Annotated in this window: 23 protein-coding genes; 19 read left to right on the forward strand and 4 right to left on the reverse strand. The window is 74.2% G+C overall.

Going from position 1 to position 20,938, the window contains the following annotated elements; translation table 11 throughout:
- Positions 1–53: 53 nt before the first annotated feature.
- The 11 genes from hemW (at position 54) to era (ending at position 11,188) form a co-directional block, all read left to right on the forward strand.
- Positions 54–1,289 (forward strand): radical SAM family heme chaperone HemW, encoded by a 1,236-nt coding sequence (gene hemW, locus PH189_RS05310; protein ID WP_274187716.1) that lies wholly within the window; start codon positions 54–56, stop codon positions 1,287–1,289.
- A 221-nt stretch (positions 1,290–1,510) separates the two neighbouring features.
- Positions 1,511–2,530: a heat-inducible transcriptional repressor HrcA gene (hrcA, locus tag PH189_RS05315; RefSeq protein WP_274187717.1), complete on the forward strand. Its 1,020-nt coding sequence runs from the start codon at positions 1,511–1,513 to the stop codon at positions 2,528–2,530.
- Between the two features lie 56 nt (positions 2,531–2,586).
- Positions 2,587–3,744, forward strand: coding sequence for a molecular chaperone DnaJ (gene dnaJ, locus PH189_RS05320; RefSeq protein WP_274187718.1), 1,158 nt, complete (start codon positions 2,587–2,589; stop codon positions 3,742–3,744).
- Positions 3,745–3,833: 89 nt separating this feature from the next.
- A complete protein-coding gene (locus tag PH189_RS05325) occupies positions 3,834–4,547 on the forward strand; it encodes a 16S rRNA (uracil(1498)-N(3))-methyltransferase (protein WP_378014922.1) in 714 nt (237 codons plus the stop codon).
- 2 nt (positions 4,548–4,549) lie between these two features.
- Positions 4,550–5,455, forward strand: coding sequence for an alpha/beta hydrolase family protein (locus tag PH189_RS05330; RefSeq protein WP_274187720.1), 906 nt, complete (start codon positions 4,550–4,552; stop codon positions 5,453–5,455).
- 34 nt (positions 5,456–5,489) lie between these two features.
- Complete coding sequence (locus PH189_RS05335) at positions 5,490–6,596, forward strand: PhoH family protein (protein WP_378014918.1); 1,107 nt, start codon at positions 5,490–5,492, stop codon at positions 6,594–6,596.
- Between the two features lie 26 nt (positions 6,597–6,622).
- Positions 6,623–7,180, forward strand: coding sequence for an rRNA maturation RNase YbeY (gene ybeY / locus PH189_RS05340; protein WP_274188006.1), 558 nt, complete (start codon positions 6,623–6,625; stop codon positions 7,178–7,180).
- Positions 7,177–8,646 (forward strand): hemolysin family protein, encoded by a 1,470-nt coding sequence (locus PH189_RS05345; protein ID WP_274187722.1) that lies wholly within the window; start codon positions 7,177–7,179, stop codon positions 8,644–8,646. Before ybeY ends, PH189_RS05345 begins: the two co-directional genes overlap by 4 nt.
- Complete coding sequence (locus PH189_RS05350; RefSeq protein WP_274187723.1) at positions 8,639–9,031, forward strand: cytidine deaminase; 393 nt, start codon at positions 8,639–8,641, stop codon at positions 9,029–9,031. Before PH189_RS05345 ends, PH189_RS05350 begins: the two co-directional genes overlap by 8 nt.
- The gene (lhgO, locus tag PH189_RS05355; RefSeq protein ID WP_274187724.1) at positions 9,028–10,311 is read left to right on the forward strand and encodes an L-2-hydroxyglutarate oxidase; all 1,284 of its coding nucleotides are present in this window, start codon (positions 9,028–9,030) and stop codon (positions 10,309–10,311) included. Before PH189_RS05350 ends, lhgO begins: the two co-directional genes overlap by 4 nt.
- Positions 10,298–11,188, forward strand: a complete 891-nt coding sequence (gene era, locus PH189_RS05360; protein WP_274187725.1) for a GTPase Era — start codon at positions 10,298–10,300, stop codon at positions 11,186–11,188. The genes lhgO and era overlap by 14 nt, the downstream gene beginning before the upstream one ends.
- Positions 11,189–11,242: 54 nt before the next feature.
- Here the strand turns inward: era and PH189_RS05365 are convergent, their stop codons facing one another.
- Positions 11,243–11,608: a nuclear transport factor 2-like protein gene (locus PH189_RS05365; protein WP_274187726.1), complete on the reverse strand. Its 366-nt coding sequence runs from the start codon at positions 11,606–11,608 to the stop codon at positions 11,243–11,245.
- A 56-nt stretch (positions 11,609–11,664) separates the two neighbouring features.
- Between PH189_RS05365 and recO the strand changes: the two genes are divergently transcribed.
- The 6 genes from recO to PH189_RS05395 all read left to right on the forward strand — a co-directional run bounded on the left by recO (position 11,665) and on the right by PH189_RS05395 (position 17,720).
- Positions 11,665–12,504 (forward strand): DNA repair protein RecO, encoded by an 840-nt coding sequence (gene recO / locus PH189_RS05370; protein WP_274187727.1) that lies wholly within the window; start codon positions 11,665–11,667, stop codon positions 12,502–12,504.
- A 71-nt stretch (positions 12,505–12,575) separates the two neighbouring features.
- Complete coding sequence (locus PH189_RS05375; protein WP_274188007.1) at positions 12,576–13,355, forward strand: isoprenyl transferase; 780 nt, start codon at positions 12,576–12,578, stop codon at positions 13,353–13,355.
- The gene (locus tag PH189_RS05380) at positions 13,352–13,762 is read left to right on the forward strand and encodes a hypothetical protein (RefSeq protein ID WP_274187728.1); all 411 of its coding nucleotides are present in this window, start codon (positions 13,352–13,354) and stop codon (positions 13,760–13,762) included. Before PH189_RS05375 ends, PH189_RS05380 begins: the two co-directional genes overlap by 4 nt.
- 123 nt (positions 13,763–13,885) lie before the next feature.
- Positions 13,886–14,893, forward strand: a complete 1,008-nt coding sequence (locus PH189_RS05385; protein WP_274187729.1) for a permease — start codon at positions 13,886–13,888, stop codon at positions 14,891–14,893.
- Positions 14,890–15,645 (forward strand): TIGR03943 family putative permease subunit, encoded by a 756-nt coding sequence (locus tag PH189_RS05390; protein ID WP_274187730.1) that lies wholly within the window; start codon positions 14,890–14,892, stop codon positions 15,643–15,645. The genes PH189_RS05385 and PH189_RS05390 overlap by 4 nt, the downstream gene beginning before the upstream one ends.
- A gap of 140 nt (positions 15,646–15,785) precedes the next feature.
- Complete coding sequence (locus PH189_RS05395) at positions 15,786–17,720, forward strand: BCCT family transporter (RefSeq protein ID WP_274187731.1); 1,935 nt, start codon at positions 15,786–15,788, stop codon at positions 17,718–17,720.
- Positions 17,721–17,877: 157 nt separating this feature from the next.
- Here PH189_RS05395 and PH189_RS05400 read toward each other — a convergent pair whose 3' ends face one another.
- The 3 genes from PH189_RS05400 to PH189_RS05410 are packed head-to-tail and all read right to left on the reverse strand — an operon-like array spanning position 17,878 to position 18,970.
- Positions 17,878–18,300, reverse strand: a complete 423-nt coding sequence (locus PH189_RS05400; protein ID WP_274187732.1) for a Fur family transcriptional regulator — start codon at positions 18,298–18,300, stop codon at positions 17,878–17,880.
- A complete protein-coding gene (locus PH189_RS05405) occupies positions 18,297–18,662 on the reverse strand; it encodes an ArsR/SmtB family transcription factor (RefSeq protein ID WP_425550182.1) in 366 nt (121 codons plus the stop codon). Before PH189_RS05405 ends, PH189_RS05400 begins: the two co-directional genes overlap by 4 nt.
- Positions 18,659–18,970 (reverse strand): DUF6703 family protein, encoded by a 312-nt coding sequence (locus PH189_RS05410; RefSeq protein WP_274187733.1) that lies wholly within the window; start codon positions 18,968–18,970, stop codon positions 18,659–18,661. The genes PH189_RS05405 and PH189_RS05410 overlap by 4 nt, the downstream gene beginning before the upstream one ends.
- Positions 18,971–19,067: 97 nt before the next feature.
- Between PH189_RS05410 and PH189_RS05415 the strand changes: the two genes are divergently transcribed.
- Positions 19,068–19,400 (forward strand): antibiotic biosynthesis monooxygenase, encoded by a 333-nt coding sequence (locus tag PH189_RS05415; RefSeq protein WP_274187734.1) that lies wholly within the window; start codon positions 19,068–19,070, stop codon positions 19,398–19,400.
- A 104-nt stretch (positions 19,401–19,504) separates the two neighbouring features.
- Positions 19,505–20,932: a glycine--tRNA ligase gene (locus PH189_RS05420; protein WP_274187735.1), complete on the forward strand. Its 1,428-nt coding sequence runs from the start codon at positions 19,505–19,507 to the stop codon at positions 20,930–20,932.
- The last annotated feature ends 6 nt before the right edge of the window (positions 20,933–20,938 follow it).

Raw genomic sequence — 20,938 nt, forward strand, 5'->3', positions numbered from 1 at the left:
GACTACTGATTGCGCCGGACTGTCCTGTCGGGAGCAGGGGCACACTGGGGTGCGTGTCTTCCGTCCCCCCGTCCGGAGAGCCGGCGCCCCCCGACGGCGCGCTCCCGGCGTCGTCGCTGACGGGTCTCGGCACGCGGCCGTTCGGGATCTATGTGCACGTCCCGTTCTGCGCGACCCGGTGCGGGTACTGCGACTTCAACACGTACACGGCGTCGGACCTCGGCCTGACCGGCAGCGACGACCCCGCCTCGCCCGCCTCGTGGCTCGAGGGCCTGCGCCGCGAGCTCGACCTCGCCGCCGGGGTGCTCGGGATGCCGCCGTCGGCCGACACCGTCTTCCTCGGCGGCGGCACCCCCTCGCTGCTCGGCGCGGAGGGCCTGGTCGCGGTGCTCGACGCCGTCCGGGGCTCGTTCGGCCTGCGCCCCGGCGCGGAGGTGACCACCGAGGCCAACCCCGAGTCGACGACCCCCGAGCTCCTCGCCGCGATCACCGACGCCGGCTACACCCGCCTGAGCCTCGGCATGCAGTCCGACGTCGACCACGTCCTCGCCGTCCTCGACCGCCGGCACACGCCCGGCGCGGCGGCGCGGGTCGTGGGGGAGGCCCTCGACGCGGGGATCGGGCACGTCAACCTCGACCTCATCTACGGCACCCCGACCGAGACCGACGCCGACCTGCGGCGCTCCCTGGACGCCGTGCTGGCCTCCGGCGCCGACCACGTGTCGGCGTACTCCCTCATCGTGGAGGAGGGCACCGCGCTGGCCCGCCGGGTGGCGCGCGGCGAGCTGCCGATGCCCGACGACGACGTGCTCGCCGACCGCTACGAGATTGTCGACGACACGCTCGGTGCCGCCGGGTTCGGGTGGTACGAGGTGTCGAACTGGGCGCGCTCGACCGACGCCCGCTGCCACCACAACCGGATCTACTGGGGCGGCGGCGACTGGTGGGGTGCCGGACCGGGCGCCCACTCCCACGTCGGCGGCACGCGCTGGTGGAACGTGCGCCATCCCGCGCGCTACTCGGCCGCGCTCGCCGAGGGACGCTCGCCCGCCGAGGCCCGTGAGCGCGTCACGCCGGAGGAGGCCCACCTCGAGCAGGTGCTGCTCGAGCTCCGCACGGTGGACGGCCTCGCCGCGGAAGCCCTCGACGGGCCGGGCCGGGCCGCCGGTGAGCAGGCCGCGCGCGAGGGTCTGCTCGCCCCCGACGCCTGGGCAGATGGGCGGGCGGTGCTCACGCGTCGGGGGCGCCTGCTCGCGGACGGCATCGCGATCTCGCTCGCGGGGGCGTGAGGCCTCGAATACTCGCCAGGTCCTCGTCGCCGCAGCGGGAACGCTTCGGTTTCCGAAGGGTTTCCCGTGAGTCGACGACCCGCCCGGCCCGGCGCGGCCTTGAGCCCCGGCGACGCCAGTTTGCTGACAGAGGCCCCGGCACTCCACGGCCGTACCGGCGCGGCTCGCTTACCATGGAGGGTCGGAAGCGGACATGAGGCCAGGGCGAGGAGGTGGACGCGGTGAACGCCGAGGAGCGCCGCGTCGCCGTCCTGCGCGCGATCGTCGCCGACTTCGTGGCCACCAACGAGCCGGTCGGGTCGAAGGCCCTCGTCGACCGTCACAACCTGGGCGTCTCGAGCGCGACGGTGCGCAACGACATGGCGGCGCTGGAGGAGGAGGGCTACATCGCCCAGCCCCACACCAGCGCCGGGCGCATCCCCACCGACAAGGGCTACCGGCTCTTCGTCGACCGCCTGCACCAGGTCAAGCCGCTCTCGGGGGCCGAGCGCCGGGCGATCACCCAGTTCCTCGAAGGCGCGGTCGACCTCGACGACGTGCTCAAGCGCAGCGTGCGGCTGCTCGCCCAGCTGACGCGCCAGGTGGCCGTCGTCCAGTACCCGACGCTGTCCCGCTCGACCGTGCGCCACCTCGAGGTCGTCCGGCTGACCCCGGCCCGTCTGATGCTGGTGCTCATCACCGACACCGGTCGGGTCGACCAGCGCGTCGTCGACCTCGGCGACGTGCTCGACGAGGAGGACGTCGCACGGCTGCGGGCCCTGCTCAACAACTCGCTGGTCGGCGAGCCCCTGGCGACGGCCTCGACGAGGATGTCCGAGCTGCCCGAGGACGCCCCCGACGGCCTCCGCTCCCCGCTGCTCAGCGTGGCCGCGGTGCTCGTCGAGGCCCTGCTCGAGCGGCCCGAGGAGCGCCTGGTGCTCGGCGGCACGGCGAACCTCACCCGGGCGGGCACCGACGCCGGAGCGCTGCGGGGGATGCTGGAGGCGCTCGAGGAGCAGGTGGTGGTGCTCCGTCTGCTCACCTCGGCGAGCGACCCGGGCACCGTGACGGTGCGCATCGGCGAGGAGAACGAGTCCGAGGACCTGTGGAGCGCCGCCACGGTGTCGATCGGCTATGGAGCGGGGAGTACTGCCCTCGGCGGCATGGGCGTCGTCGGGCCGACGCGGATGGACTACCCCAGTGCGATCGCGGCGGTGCGTGCGGTGGCCCGCTACGTCGGTGAGATCGTCGGGGGACGCTGAACGCTCGCCTCGCAGGGCGGCGACAGCACGTAACGACAGGACGGACGAGGACCAGCGTGGCGAAGGACTACTACGGAATCCTGGGCGTGTCCCGGGACGCTGACGACGGCGAGATCAAGCGGGCGTACCGCAAGCTCGTCCGGGAACTGCACCCCGACGTCAATCCGGACGACGAGACCCAGGCGAAGTTCCACGACGTCAAGAGCGCCTACGAGGTCCTCACCGACCCGCAGAAGCGGCGGATCGTCGACCTCGGCGGGGACCCGCTCGAGACCGCGCGCGGTGGTGGCGGCGGTGGCGGCGGTTTCTCCTCGGCCGGCTTCGGCGGGCTCGGCGACATCATGGACGCGTTCTTCGGCGCGGCGGGCGCGACAGGTGGCCGCGGCCCGCGCAGCCGGGTCCAGCCCGGCGAGGACGCGCTGATCCGCATCGACCTCACGCTCGAGGAGTGCGCGACGGGCGTCGCACGCGACCTCACCGTCGACACCGCCGTGCTCTGCGAGAAGTGCCATGGCGGCGGCGCCGAGCCGGGCACGCACACCGAGACCTGCGACACCTGCGACGGCCGTGGCGAGATCCAGAACGTGCAGCGCTCGTTCATCGGCCAGGTCGTCACGGCGCGGGCCTGCCCGGTCTGCCGCGGCACCGGCGAGATCATCCCGAGCCCCTGCAACCAGTGTGGTGGCGACGGGCGCGTGCGGTCGCGGCGGACGGTCACCGTGCAGGTGCCGGCCGGCGTGGGCGACGGCATGCGCATCCGGATGGCCAGCCAGGGCGAGGTCGGCCCCGGCGGCGGGCCGGCGGGCGACCTTTACATCGAGGTCTCCGAGGAGCGCCACGAGTACTTCACCCGCGACGGCGTCGACCTGCACTGCCACGTCAGCCTGCCGATGACTGCGGCGGCGCTGGGCACCACGCTCCCGCAGCGCACCCTCGAGGGCGACGAGGAGATCTCGATCGAGCCCGGCACGCAGGCGAACACGACGATGACGCTGCGCGGCAAGGGGATGCCGCGCCTGCGGTCCACCGGGCGTACCGACGGGCGGGGCGACCTGCTCGTGCACCTGGACGTCCAGGTCCCCGACCGGCTCGACGCCCGCCAGACCGAGCTGCTCCGCGAGCTCGCCGAGCTCCGCGGTGAGGAGCGCCCCGACCTCGCCGCGCACCGCAACGGCCTCTTCGGCCGGCGGCGGTCGGGTGGCCGCGCTCGGTGAGCCCGGCCGATCGAGCGGGGGGATTCCCTGACCTTGGACGTCAGCGTGGCCCCCAGGCGCAGACGGCGGCCGCCTGGACCCGCCCGGCGCTGTTCTGGGTCGACGACGTGCCGGCCGGGGGCGAGGTCGTCCTCGACGGGCCGGAGGGGCGGCACGCCGCGGACGTCCGCCGAGCGCGCCCCGGCGAGGTCGTGCTGCTCGGCGACGGCGCCGGCACGCGGGCGCGCGCCGAGGTCGTCGACGTCGCCAAGGGCCGGGTGACCGCGACGGTGCTCGAGCGGCGCCACGACGAGGAGCCGGCCCTGCGCGTCGTCCTCGCCCAGGCGCTGGTCAAGGGCGACCGCGGGGAGCTCGCGGTCGAGACGGCCACCGAGGCCGGGGTCGACGCGGTGCTGCCCTGGCGCGCCGAGCGCAGCGTCGCCCGCTGGGACGAGGGCCCGCGCGGGGAGAAGGCCCTCGCGCGCTGGCGCACGACCGCTCGCGAGGCTGCCAAGCAGGCCCGGCGGGCGCGCGTGCCCGAGGTGGCCGCCCCCGTGACGACCCGCCAGCTGGCCGACCGCGGCGCGGCGATGCTCGTCCTCGAGGCCACCGCGGCCGAGACGCTGGCCGGCGTCCCGCTCCCGGGCGAGGGCGAGCTGGTGCTCGTCGTCGGCCCCGAGGGCGGGGTGACCGACGACGAGCGCGCGGTCCTCGCCGGCGCCGGGGCCCGCGAGGTGCGGATGGGCCCGGACGTGGTGCGCACCTCCACCGCGGCCGCGGTCGCGCTCGGTGCCCTGGGTGCCCGGACGGCGCGGTGGGGGTGAGCATGCCGCGACGGACCCTGCTCGGTGGGCTCGGGCTCGGGGGTCTCGGCGCGGCGCTCGGCCCGGCGGCGTGCTCGACCGTCCCGACGCCCGGCGGCGGCGTGCAGATCCCCGCCACCCAGCCCGGCACCCCGACGCCCGGCCGGCTGACCTACGGCACCGACCCCGCCCAGTACGGGGTGCTGCACCTCCCGCCCGGTGACGGCAAGTCCCTGCCCGTCGTCGTCGTCGTGCACGGCGGCTACTGGCGGGCGGCGTACGGGCTCGAGCTCGGCACCCCGCTCGCGGTCGACCTCACCAACCGCGGGATCGCGGCCTGGAACATCGAGTACCGCAGAGTCGGATCCGGCGGGGGCTGGCCAGCGACGTTCACCGACGTCGCCGCCGCGATCGACCTGCTGCCCCAGGCGGTCCAGGAGGCGGCGGTGGGCCGCCTGGACCTCGACCGGGTCGTGTTCCTCGGGCACTCCGCGGGCGGGCACCTGGCCACGTGGGCCGCGAGCCGCGACCGGCTGCGCGACGGCTCGGTGGCGGCCGCACCCCGCGTCCGGCCGGTCGGCACGGTCGCCCAGGCCGGGGTGCTCGACCTCGTCGCCGGCGCTGACCAGGGCCTGGGCGGTGGCGCGGTGGTCGACCTGCTCGGGGGCACGCCCGCGACGGTGGCCGACCGCTACGCGCTCGCCTCGCCCGCGGCGCTCGTGCCGGCCGCGGGCCCGGTGGTCTGCGTGCACGGCGACGCGGACACGACCGTGCCGCTGGACCAGTCGCAGCGGTACGTCGCCGCCGCGACCGCGGCCCGGGGCGACGCCCGCCTGCGGGTGGTGCCCGGCGCCGACCACTTCGCCGTGATCGACCCCGCGCAGCCGGCGTGGACCGCCGTGCGCGCGGAGGTCGAGAGCCTGCTGTGAGCGGCGGTCCGGAGCCCGGGGCCCGGGCGGTACGATGACGGGGTACGGACGACGGCGAGGAAGCGGGACTGTTCAGCACGTGACCGGTGACGGAACCTCCCGGATCGTGGTGCCCGAGGCGGCGCTGCTGGCGCTGCTGGGCAAGCGCGACGAGAACCTGCGCGAGGCCGAGAGCCTGCTGGCCGCCGACGTCCACGTCCGCGGCAACGAGCTCACCCTCAGCGGCGAGCCGGCCGACGTGGCGTTCGCCGAGCGGGTGTTCGCCGAGCTGGTCGTCCTGGCCAGCCGCGGCCAGCAGATCGACCCCGATGCCGTACGCCGCTCGGTGCGCATGCTGCAGGACGACAGCGACGACGGCGGCGACACCGGCCCGTCGCCGGCCGAGGTCCTCAGCCTCGACATCGTCTCCCGCCGCGGGCGCACCGTCCGGCCCAAGACGCTGAACCAGAAGCGCTACGTCGACGCGATCGACGTCAACACCATCGTCTTCGGCATCGGCCCCGCCGGCACGGGCAAGACCTACCTGGCGATGGCCAAGGCCGTGCAGGCGCTGCAGGCCAAGCAGGTCAACCGGATCATCCTGACCCGCCCGGCCGTCGAGGCCGGTGAGCGGCTCGGGTTCCTGCCCGGCACGCTGTCGGAGAAGATCGACCCGTACCTGCGCCCGCTCTACGACGCGCTGCACGACATGCTCGACGCGGAGTCGGTGCCCAAGCTGATGGCGGCCGGCACGATCGAGATCGCGCCCCTGGCCTACATGCGCGGCCGGTCGCTGAACGACGCGTTCATCATCCTCGACGAGGCGCAGAACACCACGCCCGAGCAGATGAAGATGTTCCTGACGCGGCTGGGCTTCAACTCGAAGATGGTCGTCACCGGCGACGTCACCCAGGTCGACCTCCCGGGTGGCTCGGCGTCCGGGCTGCGCATCGTCCGCGAGATCCTCGACGGCGTCGACGACGTCGAGTTCGCCGAGCTGACCAGCCAGGACGTCGTGCGCCACCGCCTGGTCGCGGACATCATCGACGCCTACGGCCGCTACGACGAGGCCCAGGAGCAGCGGCGCCCCCAGGCCGTCTCGAGCGCCCCGCGCACCGGGCCGCCGGTGGGCCCGCGCAACCGCGAGCGCCGGGGACGATGACCGCACCCGAGCACGACGGGACCGACATGAGCATCGAGATCGCTAACGAGTCCGGCGTGGCCGTGGCCGAGGGCCCGATCGTCGAGGTCGCCCGCTACGCCCTCGACCGCATGGGCGTGAGCCCGCTCGCCGAGCTCTCGATCATGCTGATCGAGCTCGAGCCGATGGCCGAGCTGCACGAGCGGTGGCTCGACGAGCCCGGGCCCACCGACGTCATGTCGTTCCCGATGGACGAGTACGACTCGGCGCGCCGTCCCGACGCGCCCTCGTCGGGCCCGGCGTTGCTCGGCGACATCGTGCTCTGCCCGGCGTTCGCCGCCGACCAGGCCGCCACGGCCGGCCACGGCCTCGACGACGAGCTGCACCTGCTCACCGTCCACGGCGTGCTCCACCTGCTCGGCTACGACCACGCCGAGCCCGACGAGGAGCGCACGATGTTCGGCCTGCAGGCCGAGCTGCTCGCCGACTGGCGCACCCAGCGTGCGGCCGCGGCGCGCTCCGCCCGTGAGCGGGCCGCGGACGACCGTCTGCTGGGCACCGTGGGCCTCGGGGACGACGCCGCCGCCGGCGGCGCGTCGCGGTGACGGGGTCGCTGGTCGGCCAGCTCGTCGCGGCGATCCTGCTGGTGCCCCTGGCCGGGGTGTTCGCGGCGGCCGACGCGGCCCTGTCGACGGTGTCCCGCGCCCGGGTCGACGCCCTGGTCCGCGAGGGGGCGACGGGCTCGAAGGCGCTGGCCGCGATCGTCGCCGACCGTCCGCGCCACCTCAACCTGCTCCTGCTGCTGCGCGTGGCCTGTGAGGCGACCGCCGCGGTGCTCGGGGCGTTCGTCTCGCTGCAGCTGATCGGGCCCGACGGGCTCGCGCTGCTGGTCGCGGCCCTGATCGTGGTGCTCGTGTCCTACGTGCTGATCGGCGTCGGGCCGCGCACCCTGGGCCGTCAGCACCCCTACGGGCTCGCGCTCGCCGTCGCCGGGCCCGTGCGGATGCTCGCGCGCCTGCTCGGCCCGCTGGCGACGCTGCTGATCCTCCTCGGCAACGCGATCACGCCCGGGCGCGGCTTCCGCGAGGGGCCGTTCTCCTCCGAGGTCGAGCTCCGCGAGATGGTCGACATGGCCGAGGCCGGCGGGCTCGTCGACGACGGCGAGCGGGCGATGATCCAGTCGGTGTTCGACCTCGGGGACACCCGCGTACGCGAGGTGATGGTGCCCCGCACCGAGATGGTGTGGATCGAGCGCGAGAAGAGCGTGCGGCAGGCGCTGGCGCTGGCGCTGCGCAGCGGGTACTCCCGCATCCCCGTCATCGGGGAGAACGTCGACGACACCGTCGGCGTGGTCTACCTCAAGGACCTGGTGCGGCGCACCGTCGACCACGGGGAGACCCCCCGCGGCGGGGGCGCGGGGGCCGGCTCGGTCGGCGAGGTCATGCGCCCCGCGAACTTCGTCCCCGACTCCAAGCGCGCCGACGCCCTGCTGCGCGACATGCAGCGCGACCGCAACCACATGGCGCTCGTCGTCGACGAGTACGGCGGCACCGCAGGCCTGGTGACCATCGAGGACCTGATCGAGGAGATCGTCGGGGAGATCACCGACGAGTACGACTCCGCCGAGCACCGCCCGCTGGAGCACCTCGACTCCTCGACGTGGCGGGTCGCGGCGCGCCTGCCCGTCGAGGACCTCGAGGAGGCCTGCGGCGTCGAGTTCGACGTCGAGGACGTCGACACCGTCGGTGGCCTGCTCGCCCAGCGCCTGGGCCGCGTCCCGCTGCCCGGCGCCGAGGCCGAGATCGCCGGCCTGCGCCTGCGCGCCGAGGGTGGCGAGGACGCCCGCGGCCGGATGCGGATCCGCAGCCTGCTCGTCTGGCGTCCCGCGCCGGACGAGGAGCCGGTGCCCACCGACGACGCCCCGGCGCGTCCCGCCGACGAAGCCGCCACGAACGGTGCCCACCGGGACGGCGACGATGGGGACGACGCGGAACGCCCCGACACCGCTGACCCCACCCCGGGCGACCTGGCCCAGACCGGCGCCCGCGACGGAAAGGACGACCGTGGCTGACGCCGCTGCGACCCTCACCGAGCCCGTCGCCCCCGACGCGCTCGACGCCGAGGACGCCAAGATCGTCACGCTGGCGCGCTCCGCCCGCGCGCGCACCGGCGCGGCCCACGGCGCCGCGGTGCGCGACCTCGACGGCCGCACCTACGCCGCCTGCACCGTCGCGCTGCCCTCGCTGTCGCTGACCGCGCTGCAGGCCGCGGTCGCGGCCGCCGTCGCCGCCGGGGCGCCGGGGCTCGAGGCCGCCGCGGTGGTCGGCGTCGCGGACCTCGGGAACGGCTTCGACGACCCGGGGCTCGCCGCCGTCGCCGACGTCACGGCCGGGGCGACGGTGCTGGTCGCGGGCCCGGACGCGTCGGCGGTCCACCGCGTGGAGGGCTCCGCGTGACCGGGCCGACGACCCTCCCGGTGACGGGGAGTCCGCGTCACGACGTCGTCGTCGTGGGCGGCGGGATCGTCGGGTTCGCGGTGCTGCACGAGCTGCTCGCGGCCGGGCACATGTCGGTCGCGCTGGTCGAGCGCGAGGACACCCCCGGGACGCACCAGACCGGCCGGAACTCCAACGTGATCCACTCTGGGCTGTACTACGCGCCCGGGTCGCTCAAGGCGCGCCTCGCGGTCGCGGGCTGCGCGGAGACGAAGGCGTTCTGCGCCGAGCACGATCTGCCCTGGTCGGAGTGCGGCAAGGTCGTCGTCGCCACCGACTCCGCGGAGCTGCCGCGGATGGCCGAGCTCGTGCGCCGCGGGCGCGCGAACGGCGTCGAGGTCACCGAGCTCGACGAGGCCGGGGTCCGCGAGCGCGAGCCCGCCGTCGCCGCGCTCGCCGGGCTCTGGGTGCCGTCCACCGGCATCTGCGACTACGGCGCGATCACCTGCACGCTCGCGCGCCTCGCCGTCGACCGCGGTGCCACCGTGCACACGGGGCGGGCGGTGACGTCGGTGACCCGGCGGCGCCGCGACGCCGTCGTCCACACCGACCGCGGCGACCTGCTCGCCGGCCAGGTCGTGGTGTGCGCGGGCCTGCGCTCCGACGAGATCGCGCGCGCCTCGGGCTTCGACCCCGGCGTGCGCATCGTGCCGTTCCGCGGCGAGTACTCCGACCTCGTCGGGCCGCTGGCCGACCAGGTCCGTGGGCTCGTCTACCCCGTGCCCGATCCGGCCTTCCCGTTCCTCGGTGTGCACGCCACGCGCGGGGTCGACGGGTCGGTCCACGTGGGCCCGAACGCCGTGCTCGCCCTGGCCCGCGAGGGCTACGACTGGCGGACGCTGCGGGTGCGCGAGCTCGCCGGGACGCTGGTCGACCCCGGGTTCGTGAAGCTCGCCGGGAAGCAGTGGCGCTACGGACTGGGGGAGATGCACCGCTCGCTGTCCAGGAGCGCGATGGCCGCCGCGGTCGCCCGGATGCTGCCCGGCGTCACCGCCGACGACCTGCGGCCCCCGCACGACGTCGCCCGCCGCGCCGGGGTGCGCGCGCAGGCCGTTCGGCCCGACGGGTCGCTGGTCGACGACTTCCTGTTCGTGCAGGACGGGGACACGGACTCCGGAACGGGCGAGGGGCCGGCTGTCCTGCACGTGCTCAATGCCCCCTCGCCGGCGGCGACCGCGGCGCTGCCCATCGGGCGCGAGATCGTCGCGCGGCTCGAGGGGAAGTCTGTTGACGCAGCCTGAGTTCAGGTCCGGGTTCGCCTGTTTCGTCGGCCGGCCCAACGTCGGCAAGTCGACGCTGACGAACGCGCTGGTGGGGTCGAAGGTCGCGATCACGTCGTCGCGCCCGCAGACCACGCGGCACGCGATCCGGGGGATCGTGCACCGGGAGGACGGCCAGCTGATCCTGGTCGACACCCCCGGCCTGCACCGCCCGCGCACGCTGCTGGGGGAGCGCCTCAACGACGTCGTACGCACCACGTGGGCCGAGGTCGACGCCATCGGCTTCTGCGTCCCGGCCGACCAGACGATCGGGCCCGGCGACAAGTTCATCGCCGGCGAGCTGCGCGAGATCGCGGGCCGCACCCCGGTCCTCGGCGTGCTCACCAAGACCGACCTCGTGAAGCCCGAGGTGATCGCCGAGCGCCTGCTCGCCCTGCAGGAGCTGGCGGAGTTCGCCGAGATCGTCCCCGTCTCGGCCGCCGGGAACGTGCGGATCGACCTGCTCACCGACCTGCTGCTCGCGCAGATGCCGCCCGGCCCGCCGCTCTACCCCGACGGCGACCTCTCCGACGAGCCCGAGACGACGATGATCGCCGAGTTCGTCCGCGAGGCCGCGCTCGAGGGCGTGCGCGACGAGCTCCCACACTCGCTGGCCGTGGTCGTCGAGGAGATGACCCCCGGCAAGGTCCTCACCGTCCGCGCCGAGATCTTCGTGGAGCGCGACAGCCAGAAGTCGATCGTGATCGGCAAGGGCGGCTCGCGACTCAAGCACGTCGGGACCGAGGCCCGGCGCCAGATCGAGGCGCTGCTGGGCGAGAAGGTGCACCTCGACCTGTTCGTCAAGGTCGCGAAGGACTGGCAGCGCGACCCCCGCCAGCTCCGCCGCCTGGGCTTCTAGGGCGGTGCCAGCCCGGGGGGCATGCTGACGTTGATCATCAGAAAAGCCCCACGGTCACGCCAGCAGTGCGAACAGCGGCGCGAGCTGGCCGGTGTCGACGTACTCCTCGATCCTCGTGACCATCCCGCCGTCGACGTGGACGACCAGCGCCGCCGGCGCCCGTAGCGTCGACCCGTCGGGCAGCGTCCCCGTGACGACGTACTGCGCGTAGCCGTCGCCGGTACGCAGCTCGGTCATCGTGAAGTCGGGGACCACCGCCCGGATCGCGACCAGCGACGCGAAGGTGTCCGGCACCGTCGGGGCCTCGACCTCGTCGAACGAGTGCCAGGTGACCGCCCCGGGGGCGAACAGGCCCTCCGGTGGCGTCGACGACGGATCGGCCAGGGCCTCGACGACCTGCCGCGCGATCGTTCCGCTCATCCCCCGGAGCCTCCTACAGGACGTGATCGCGAACCACCCCGTGCGACGATGACCGCGTGGGCTTCTATCGCGACACCGGCGTGGTGCTGCGGCTGCAGAAGCTCGGCGAGGCCGACCGGATCGTCACGCTCCTGACCCACCGTCACGGCAAGGTCCGCGCGGTCGCGAAGGGCGTGCGGCGCACCAGCTCGCGGTTCGGCGCCCGGCTCGAGCCGTTCGGTCACGTGGACCTCCAGCTGCACACCGGCCGCAGCCTCGACATCGTCACCCAGGTGCAGACCCTCGACGCCTTCGGCGGGGGGCTCACCGGCGACTACCCGCGCTACACGGCGGGGTGCGCGCTGCTCGAGACCGCCGACCGGCTCGCGTCCGAGGAGGGCGAGCCCGCCCGCGAGCTGTTCCTGCTGCTCGTCGGGGGTCTGCGCGGGCTCGCCGGCGGCGTCCGCGACCCCTACCTCGTGCTCGACGCCTTCCTCCTGCGCGCGATGGTCATCGCCGGCTGGGCGCCCGCGATCACCGAATGCGCCCGTTGCGGGATCGAGGGCGAGCCGTACCACCGGCGCTTCTCGGTGCCCGCGGGCGGCGCGGTGTGCGAGGGCTGCCGCCCGTCCGGCGCCGTCGTCCCGTCCGAGGAGACGTGGCGGCTGCTCGAGGCGCTGCGCGACGGCGACTGGGGCACCGCGGAGGGCACTGACCCCGCCGCCCGCCGCGACTCCGCGGGCCTCGTCGCCGCCCACCTGCAGTGGCACCTCGAGCGGACCCTGCGCTCCCTCCCGCTCGTCGACCGCCGCGGGGGCATCCCCCGCGTCGACCTGGCCGGGGGCATCCCGGCGACGGTGGAGGGTGCGCACGACGACGAGCCGGCCCTCCGAGACGAACCGGGAGTGACCCTGTGAGCCCCCGCCTGCGCCCCGAGCGCGGACGCTCGACCGGCCGCGCGCTGCGCGGACGCGACGACCCGACGGTGATGGCGCCGACGCCGCACCCGAGCGGCGCCACCCCGCCCGACATCCCGGCCGAGCTGGTGCCGAACCACGTCGCGCTCGTCATGGACGGCAACGGCCGGTGGGCCAACCAGCGGGGCCTGCCACGGATCGAGGGCCACCGCCACGGCGAGGCGCAGCTGCTCGACGTCGTCCGCGGGTGCATCGACATCGGCGTCAAGTGGATCTCCGCCTACGCGTTCAGCACCGAGAACTGGCGGCGCAGCCCGGACGAGGTGCGCTTCCTGCTCGGGTTCAACCGCGACGTGATCCGCCGGCGGCGCGACGAGATGCACGCCATGGGGGTGCGGGTGCGCTGGTCGGGCCAGCGGCCGCGGCTGTGGCGCAGCGTCGTCAAGGAGCTCGAGATCGCCGAGGAGCTGACCCGCGACAACGACGTCGTCACCCTGACGATGTGCGTCAACTACGGCGGGCGCCAGGAGATCGTCGGCGCCGCGAAGGAGCTCGCCCGGCGGGCCGCGCGCGGCGAGATCGACCCCGAAAGGATCGACGAGAAGGCCCTCGCCCGGCACCTCGACGAGCCGGACATGCCCGACGTCGACCTGTTCCTGCGCAGCTCGGGGGAGCAGCGCACCTCGAACTTCCTGCTCTGGCAGTCGGCGTACGCCGAGATGGTCTTCCTGGACACGCTGTTCCCGGACTTCGACCGCCGGCACCTGTGGGAGGCGTGCGAGATCTACGCCGGCCGCGACCGCCGCTACGGCGGCGCCCTCGACCGCACCGACACGAACGGGACGTCGTGAGCCGCGAGGCGGCGACCACCGCCGGCCTGCTCATCACCGCGCGGGAGTCGCTGGAGCAGTTCGTCGAGGTGCACGTCGACGACGACGGCGCCCTGTCGTTCCGGTCCGGCACCGTGCCGTGCGCGGTGCAGGGGGTCGAGCTCGTCGAGGGCCTCGCCGTCCTGAGCCTGACCTGCGTGGTCGCCTGGGATCTCGAGGACGCCGACACCCCGCGCCGGGTCGCCGAACGCGCGGGTCAGGGGTTGTTCGGGACCCTCGGCGCCGTCGCGACCGACCGCGGGTGGGACGTGACGCTGCGCTACGCGTTCCCCGCGGAGGGCCTCGCGGCGGGCCCCCTCGGGACGCTGCTCATGCTCGTCGTGTCCACGGCGGAGCGGGTGCGGGACGACCTGCTGGCGGAGACCTGATCCGCTGAACGGTCCCGTGCCGGTCCCGGCGGGGACCGCGACCGTCCACACCCACCCCGGCCGTCCACAGGCCGCTCGGCGGGGTGCGGTCGGGTCCGGTGCCGGCTGGCAGCATCGCCGTCCGTGAGCGCTCCCGGCCCGGCCACGACGACGTCCCGTGGGACCGCGTCTCTCGTGGCGCTCTGCGCGACGCTGCTGCTGGCGACGCTCCTGCAGGGCCCGCTCGTCGGCCTGCTCGACGCCTCCACCGTGCGCACCGGGGCCACCGTGTTCGTCGCGATCTGCGTCCAGGCGCTGCCGTTCCTCGTGCTCGGGACGCTCCTGTCCGGGGCGCTCGCGGCGTGGGTGTCGCCGGCCGTGCTCCGCCGGGTCCTGCCCGCGCGCCCGGCGCTCGCGGTACCGGTCGCCGGCGCCGCGGGGCTGGTCCTTCCCGGGTGCGAGTGCGCGTCGGTGCCGGTGGCCCGACGGCTCATCGGCCAGGGTGTGCCCGAGGCAGCGGCACTGGCGTTCCTGCTCGCGGCCCCGGCGATCAACCCCGTGGTGCTGGTGGCCACCGCCGTCGCGTTCCCCGACCACCCCGAGATGGTCGGCGCCCGGCTGCTCGGGTCCGCCGCCACGGCCGTGGGTGTCGGGTGGATCTGGACGCGGGTCGGGCGCCCGGGCTGGATCGCCGCCCGGGCGCGTCGCCCGCCGCCGGACGACGGCACGCCGCGGTGGGCCGTGTTCTCCGAGACCGTGCGCCACGACGTCGTCGACGCCGGCGGGTTCCTCGTGCTCGGCGGTCTCGCGGCGGCGGCGTTCACGGTGCTCGTGCCCCGCTCCTGGGTCGACGGCCTCGCCGGGCACGTCGTCCTCGCCGTCGCCGTGATGGCGCTGCTCGCGGTGCTGCTCGCCCTGTGCAGCGAGGCCGACGCCTTCGTCGCGGCGTCGCTCTCCGCGCTGCCGCTGCTGCCGCGCCTGGTGTTCCTGGTGGTCGGGCCGGCGGTCGACGTCAAGCTGATCGCGCTGCAGGCGGGCACCTTCGGGCGCGCGTTCGCGCTGCGCTTCGCGCCCCTGACCGTCGTCGTGGCCGTGTCCTGCGCCGTGCTGGCGGGCCTGCTGGTGTTCGGGGGCCAGGGGGCGACGGGATGACGCGCGACACCCAGCACGTCCTGCTCGTCCTCGTCGGCGGCGTGCTGATCAAGATCGTGCTCGACGGCTCGTACCTGCGCTACGTGCGGTCCTGGTCGGCGACGCCCGTGCTCGTCGCCGGTGTCGTCCTCGTCACGGTGGCCCTCGTGGCGCTGGTGCGCGACCTGCGAGGCCCGCCTCCGTCGGGCGACCACGGGCACGACCTCTCCCACGGGCGTGCCGGTCCCGCCGCCTGGCTGCTGGTGCTCCCGGTCCTCGCGCTGCTGCTGGTCGTGCCCCCGGCGCTGGGGTCGGGGGCGCTCGCCGGGTTCGGAGCGCGCGCGGCCCCGGCGGTCGTCACGCCCGCCGACGACCCGCTGCCGCCGGGGGAGGCGCCCGCGCTCGGCCTGCTCGACGTCGTCTCGCGGACCGCGGCGAACCCTCACGGGCCGGTCACCGAGCGCGACATCACGGTGGCGGGCTTCGTCGCTCCGTCCGCCGCGACCCCGCCCGCCGGCGCCACCGGCCTCGACCTCGCGCGCCTGGTGATCTCGTGCTGCGCGGCCGACGCCTCGGCGGTCCGTCTGCACCTCGCCGACCCCACCGGGCGGCTCAGCGGCGTCACACCGGGCGGTGCGGAGGGCGATCGCTGGATCACGATCCGGGGTCGGATCGTCGGCGGGACGGGGACGGCGGCCGACGGCCATGTGCCGACACTGTCGGTCACGACGTGGTGGCCTATTGCGACGCCTGATCCGGTGTACGAATACTGACCCGAAACGACGCGCGGGGTTCGTGAACGTCCGAAAGCGGGACGAACCCGTCCGAATGACCCGTAGACTCCGCATCTGCCGTCCATCCGGAGAGGAGGGGCGCCTCTCGTCGGGAGCCCGACGGGGAGGCGCGACTCGCGATGACACAGGATCTCTCATCACCGCCGGGCCCCCCGGCCGGTGATCCCGGGGCCGCCCCCGGAGACGTCCCGGCCGAATCCGCGGCCGACCGCAAGCACGGCACCGACTGGGTCGTGTTCGGCGTCGGTGCGGGGCTCGCGGTCATCTTCGTCGCCTGGGGGGTCATCGGCACCGAGAGCCTGAGCGCCGCCTCGAGCGCCATGCTCAGCGGCGTCATCCGCGGCGGTGGCTGGGGCTTCATCCTCGCGGCCACCGGCTTCGTGGTGTTCGCGCTGTGGCTGGCCTTCAGCCGCTTCGGCCGGATCCGGCTGGGGCGCGACGACGAGCAGCCCGAGTTCAGGACCGTCTCCTGGATCGCGATGATGTTCAGCGCCGGCATGGGCATCGGACTGATGTTCTACGGCGTGGCCGAGCCGCTGTCGTTCTTCACGGAGCCCCCGCCCGGCTCGGTGGTGCCGGGGGACCAGGTCGGCGCCCTGAACACGGCGATGGCGACGTCGCTGTTCCACTGGACGCTGCACCCCTGGGCGATCTACGCCGTGGTCGGCCTCGCGATCGCGTACTCGACGTTCCGCAAGGGCCGTCGCCAGCTCATCAGCTCCGCGTTCATCCCGCTCATCGGTGAGAAGGCGGCCAACGGGGTCGTCGGCCGGGTCATCGACATCATCGCGATCTTCGCGACGATCTTCGGCTCGGCGGCGTCCCTGGGCCTCGGCGCCCTGCAGATCGGCGGCGGCCTCGACGCGACCGGCTTCCTGCCCGGCGCCGGCAACGAGGTCCTGGTCCCGCTGATCATCGTGCTCACCGCGGCCTTCGTGCTGTCGGCCGTGTCCGGCGTGGCCAAGGGCATCCAGTGGCTGTCGAACATCAACATGGTGCTCGCCGGCATCCTGGCGCTGTTCGTGTTCGTCGTCGGCCCGACGGTGATCATCCTCGACCTCCTGCCCACCGCGGTCGGCGCCTACTTCGGCGACTTCGCGGAGATGGTCGGGCGTACCGAGGCCACCGGCGGCGCCGCGATGCTCGACTGGCTGAGCAGCTGGACGGTCTTCTACTGGGCCTGGTGGATCTCCTGGACGCCCTTCGTCGGCATGTTCCTGGCCAAGATCAGCCGGGGCCGCACGATCCGCCAGTTCGTCGGCGGCGTGATCCTCGTGCCCAGCCTCGTGAGCCTCGTCTGGTTCTCGATCTTCGGCGGCACCGCGATCACCCAGCAGCAGGCGGGCCTCGACCCCGCGGCGGCGGACACCGAGACCCAGCTGTTCGCGGTGCTCCAGGCCTACCCGTGGGCGACCTTCACCGGGCTGCTCGTCATGATCCTCGTGGCGATCTTCTTCGTGTCCGGCGCGGACGCCGCGTCGATCGTCACGGGCACGCTCTCGCAGCGCGGGACGGACGAGCCGTCCAAGTGGGTCGTGATCTTCTGGGGCTCCGTGATGGGCGCCGTCGCGATCATCATGCTGCTGGTCGGCGGCGAGGACGCCCTGTCCGGCCTGCAGAGCCTCACCATCCTGGTCGCGGCCCCGTTCGTCGTGATCATGGTGTTCCTCTGCATCGCGTTCATGCGCGACCTCAACCACGACCCCGTGATCCTGCGCGAGCGCAAGGGCCTCGAGGTCATGGAGCAGGCGATCGACCACGGCACCGACAAGCACGGCGAGGACTTCTACCTGAACGTGAAGGCCTACCCGACGACGAGGGCCCGGCAGCGGGCCACCGGCGAGACCACCGGGCCGACGTACGCCGAGGTCTACGGCGTGCAGGACCCGTTCTCGACGGGGGAGACCCCGGCGGTGCCCTCGGACCCGGAGGAGGCGCGGGCCCGGGCCCGCTCCGTGCCCAAGGACGACGACCCGAGCGGTACCGAGATCGTCGACACCGGGCCGGGGTCCCGGGCCGAGACCGCGGGCCGGCCCAGCGCCGACCGGGAGTAGGCGCGCACCACGGCAGACGGAGCCGGGTCCCCTCGCGGGGGCCCGGCTCCCGTCGTGTCCGGGGTCAGCCCGCGCGCGGGTCCGGTGGAGGAGCGAGGGACGCCCTGGCTGCGTGGGAGGCAGCGAGGGACGCCCTCGCTGCTCGTGGCCGGCCCGGTCAGCCCGTCGCGCGGCAGCCCGCGCAGACGCCGAGGATCTCCACGGTGTGGGAGATCTCGGCGAAGCCGTGCAGGGTCGCGACGCGGTCGGCCCAGTGCTCGACGGCCGGGCCCTCGACCTCGACGGTCTTGCCGCAGACGCGGCACACGAGGTGGTGGTGATGGTGCTCGGAGCAGCGCCGGTAGGACGCCTCGCCGGTGCCCGTGCGCAGGACGTCGATCTCGTCGGCGTCGGCGAGGGCCTGCAGCGTGCGGTACACCGTGGTCAGCCCGATGCCCTCGCCGCGGCGGCGCAGCTCCTCGTGGATCTCCTGGGCGGAGCGGAAGTCGGCGAGCTCGTCGAGGAGCCCGGCGACGGCCGCGCGCTGGCGGGTGGCCCGCAGGCCGGGCACCGAGGGCGTGCGCGAGCTCGAGGTCGTCACGACTCCTCCTCCACGTGCGCGACGGCGTCGATGACGATGTGGGCGAGGTGGTCGTCGACGAGGCGGTAGACCACCTCGCGCCCCCGGCGGTCGCCGCGCACCACGCCGGCGGCCTTGAGCACCCGCAGGTGCTGGCTGATCAGCGGCTGGGTCACGGCGAGAGCGTCGACCAGCTCGTGGACGCAGCGCGGCGAGGTGCGCAGCTGCAGCACGATCGCGATGCGGACCGGGGCGGCCAGGGCGCGCAGGAGGTCGCCGGCGGCGACGAGCGCGTCGGAGCCGGGGGGATCGGGTGCCTCGGACGGCGGCTCCACGACGTGGTCGTCGTGCAGTCCCACCGCGGACGGGCCGGCGGCGGTCACCGGAACACCAGGCCCACGGCGATGGCCACGAGCACCACGAGCACCAGCACGCGCACGGCCCGCGCACCCGGCGTCAGTCGCGGCCACGTCGCGGCCAGCAGCCCGGCCACCCCGAGCGCGAGCAGCCCGAGCAGGAGCGCCCCGACGACGCCGCCGAGGATCACGGCCGCGGTGAACACCACGACCACGCTCAGGAACACGACCACCGGGGGTACGCGCGCCAGCGGGCCCTCGCCGGGGACCATGGGCCCGCGCCGGGCGAACGGCGTCCGGACGCGGCCCGGGCGGGGTGTCCTCCCGTCGCTCACGGGTGCCTCCCGATGCTGCTCGTCGGTGTGTCACTCCCGATAATGGCACTCGTTGTCGATGCCGTCTCGACCGTGGGGGAAGCGAGGAGGGTCCGCGATGCTGCTGGTCTGTCGCTTCGTGCCCGCGGAGGCGGAGCGCGAGGCGTTCCTCGCGCGTGCCCGGCGCGCCGTCGCCCTGCTCGCGGCGCAGCCGGGGTGCGAGGGCGTCGACCTGGGCCGCGCGGTCGAGGAACCGGGTCACTGGGTGCTCGTCGCCCGCTTCACGACGGTCACCGCCTACCGTCGCGCGCTGCAGCCGTTCGACGTGCGCGAGCACGTGGTGCCGCTGCTCTCCGAGGCGCTGACCGACGAGCCCGCCGCCCACGAACGCGCCCTCGTCGCCGACGCCGACGGCGTCACCGAGCACCCGAGCCTGCTCACCGACCGCTGACGCGGCGCACGAGCCGCGCCACGGAGCAGGGCGGGGCGCTCGCTACGCTGGGTGCACCCGCTTCACCCAGCGATCCCTTCACCCAGCGATCCCGGAGTACCACCGTGCCCACCCCCACCGGCAGCGCCCGCATCGAGACCGTGGTCAACCTCTGCAAGCGCCGCGGTTTCGTCTTCCCGTCCGGGGAGATCTACGGCGGAACGCGCTCGGCCTGGGACTACGGCCCGCTCGGCGTGGAGCTCAAGGACAACATCAAGCGCCAGTGGTGGAAGACGATGGTCACAGGCCGCGAGGACGTCGTGGGCCTGGACTCCAGCGTGATCCTCCCGCGCCAGGTGTGGGTCGCCTCCGGGCACGTCGACGTGTTCACCGACCCGCTCGTCGAGTGCACGAACTGCCACCGCCGTTTCCGCGCCGACCAGCTCGCCGAGGACTTCAGCGAGCGCACCGGCGGCCCGTCGCTGGAGTCGGTCGACGCCGAGGGCAAGGTCGGCTACGACCTGTCGACCGTGCCCTGCCCGAACTGCGGCGTGCGCGGGCAGTACACCGCGCCGCGCGAGTTCAACATGATGCTCAAGACCTACCTGGGCCCGGTGGAGTCCGAGGAGGGGCTGCACTACCTGCGCCCCGAGACCGCCCAGGGCATCTTCGTCAACTTCGCCAACGTCATGTCCGCGGCGCGCAAGAAGCCGCCCTTCGGCATCGGCCAGATCGGCAAGAGCTTCCGCAACGAGATCACGCCCGGCAACTTCATCTTCCGCACGCGCGAGTTCGAGCAGATGGAGATGGAGTTCTTCGTCGAGCCGGGCTCCGACGAGCAGTGGCACCAGTACTGGATCGACGAGCGCACCCGCTGGTACACCGACCTGGGCATCGCGCCGGAGAACCTGCGGCACTACGAGCACCCCAAGGAGAAGCTCTCGCACTACTCCAAGCGCACGGTGGACGTGGAGTACAAGTTCCAGTTCAACGCCGGCCAGGAGTGGGGCGAGCTCGAGGGCGTCGCCAACCGCACCGACTTCGACCTGACGACCCACTCGAACCACAGCGGCGTCGACCTGAGCTACTACGACCAGGCCACCGACTCGCGCTACAAGCCCTACGTCATCGAGCCGGCCGCCGGTGTCGGGCGCCCGATGATGGCGTTCCTGCTCGAGGCCTACACCGAGGACGAGGCGCCGAACGCCAAGGGCGGCGTCGACAAGCGCACGGTGCTGCGCCTCGACCCGCGCCTCGCCCCGGTCAAGGCCGCGGTGCTGCCGCTGAGCCGCAACGCCGACCTCTCGCCCGTCGCCCGCGATCTCGCGACCACCCTGCGCAAGCACTGGAACGTCGAGTTCGACGACGCCGGCGCCATCGGCCGTCGCTACCGGCGCCAGGACGAGATCGGCACCCCGTTCTGCGTCACCGTCGACTTCGACTCGCTGCAGGACCAGGCCGCCACCGTCCGCCACCGGGACGCCATGACCCAGGAGCGCGTGGCCCTCGACCAGCTGGAGTCCTACCTCGCCGCCCGCCTCATCGGCTGCTGAGGCACG

The sequence above is a fragment of the Actinomycetospora chibensis genome (assembly GCF_028737215.1).
Taxonomy (GTDB): Bacteria; Actinomycetota; Actinomycetes; order Mycobacteriales; family Pseudonocardiaceae; genus Actinomycetospora; species Actinomycetospora chibensis.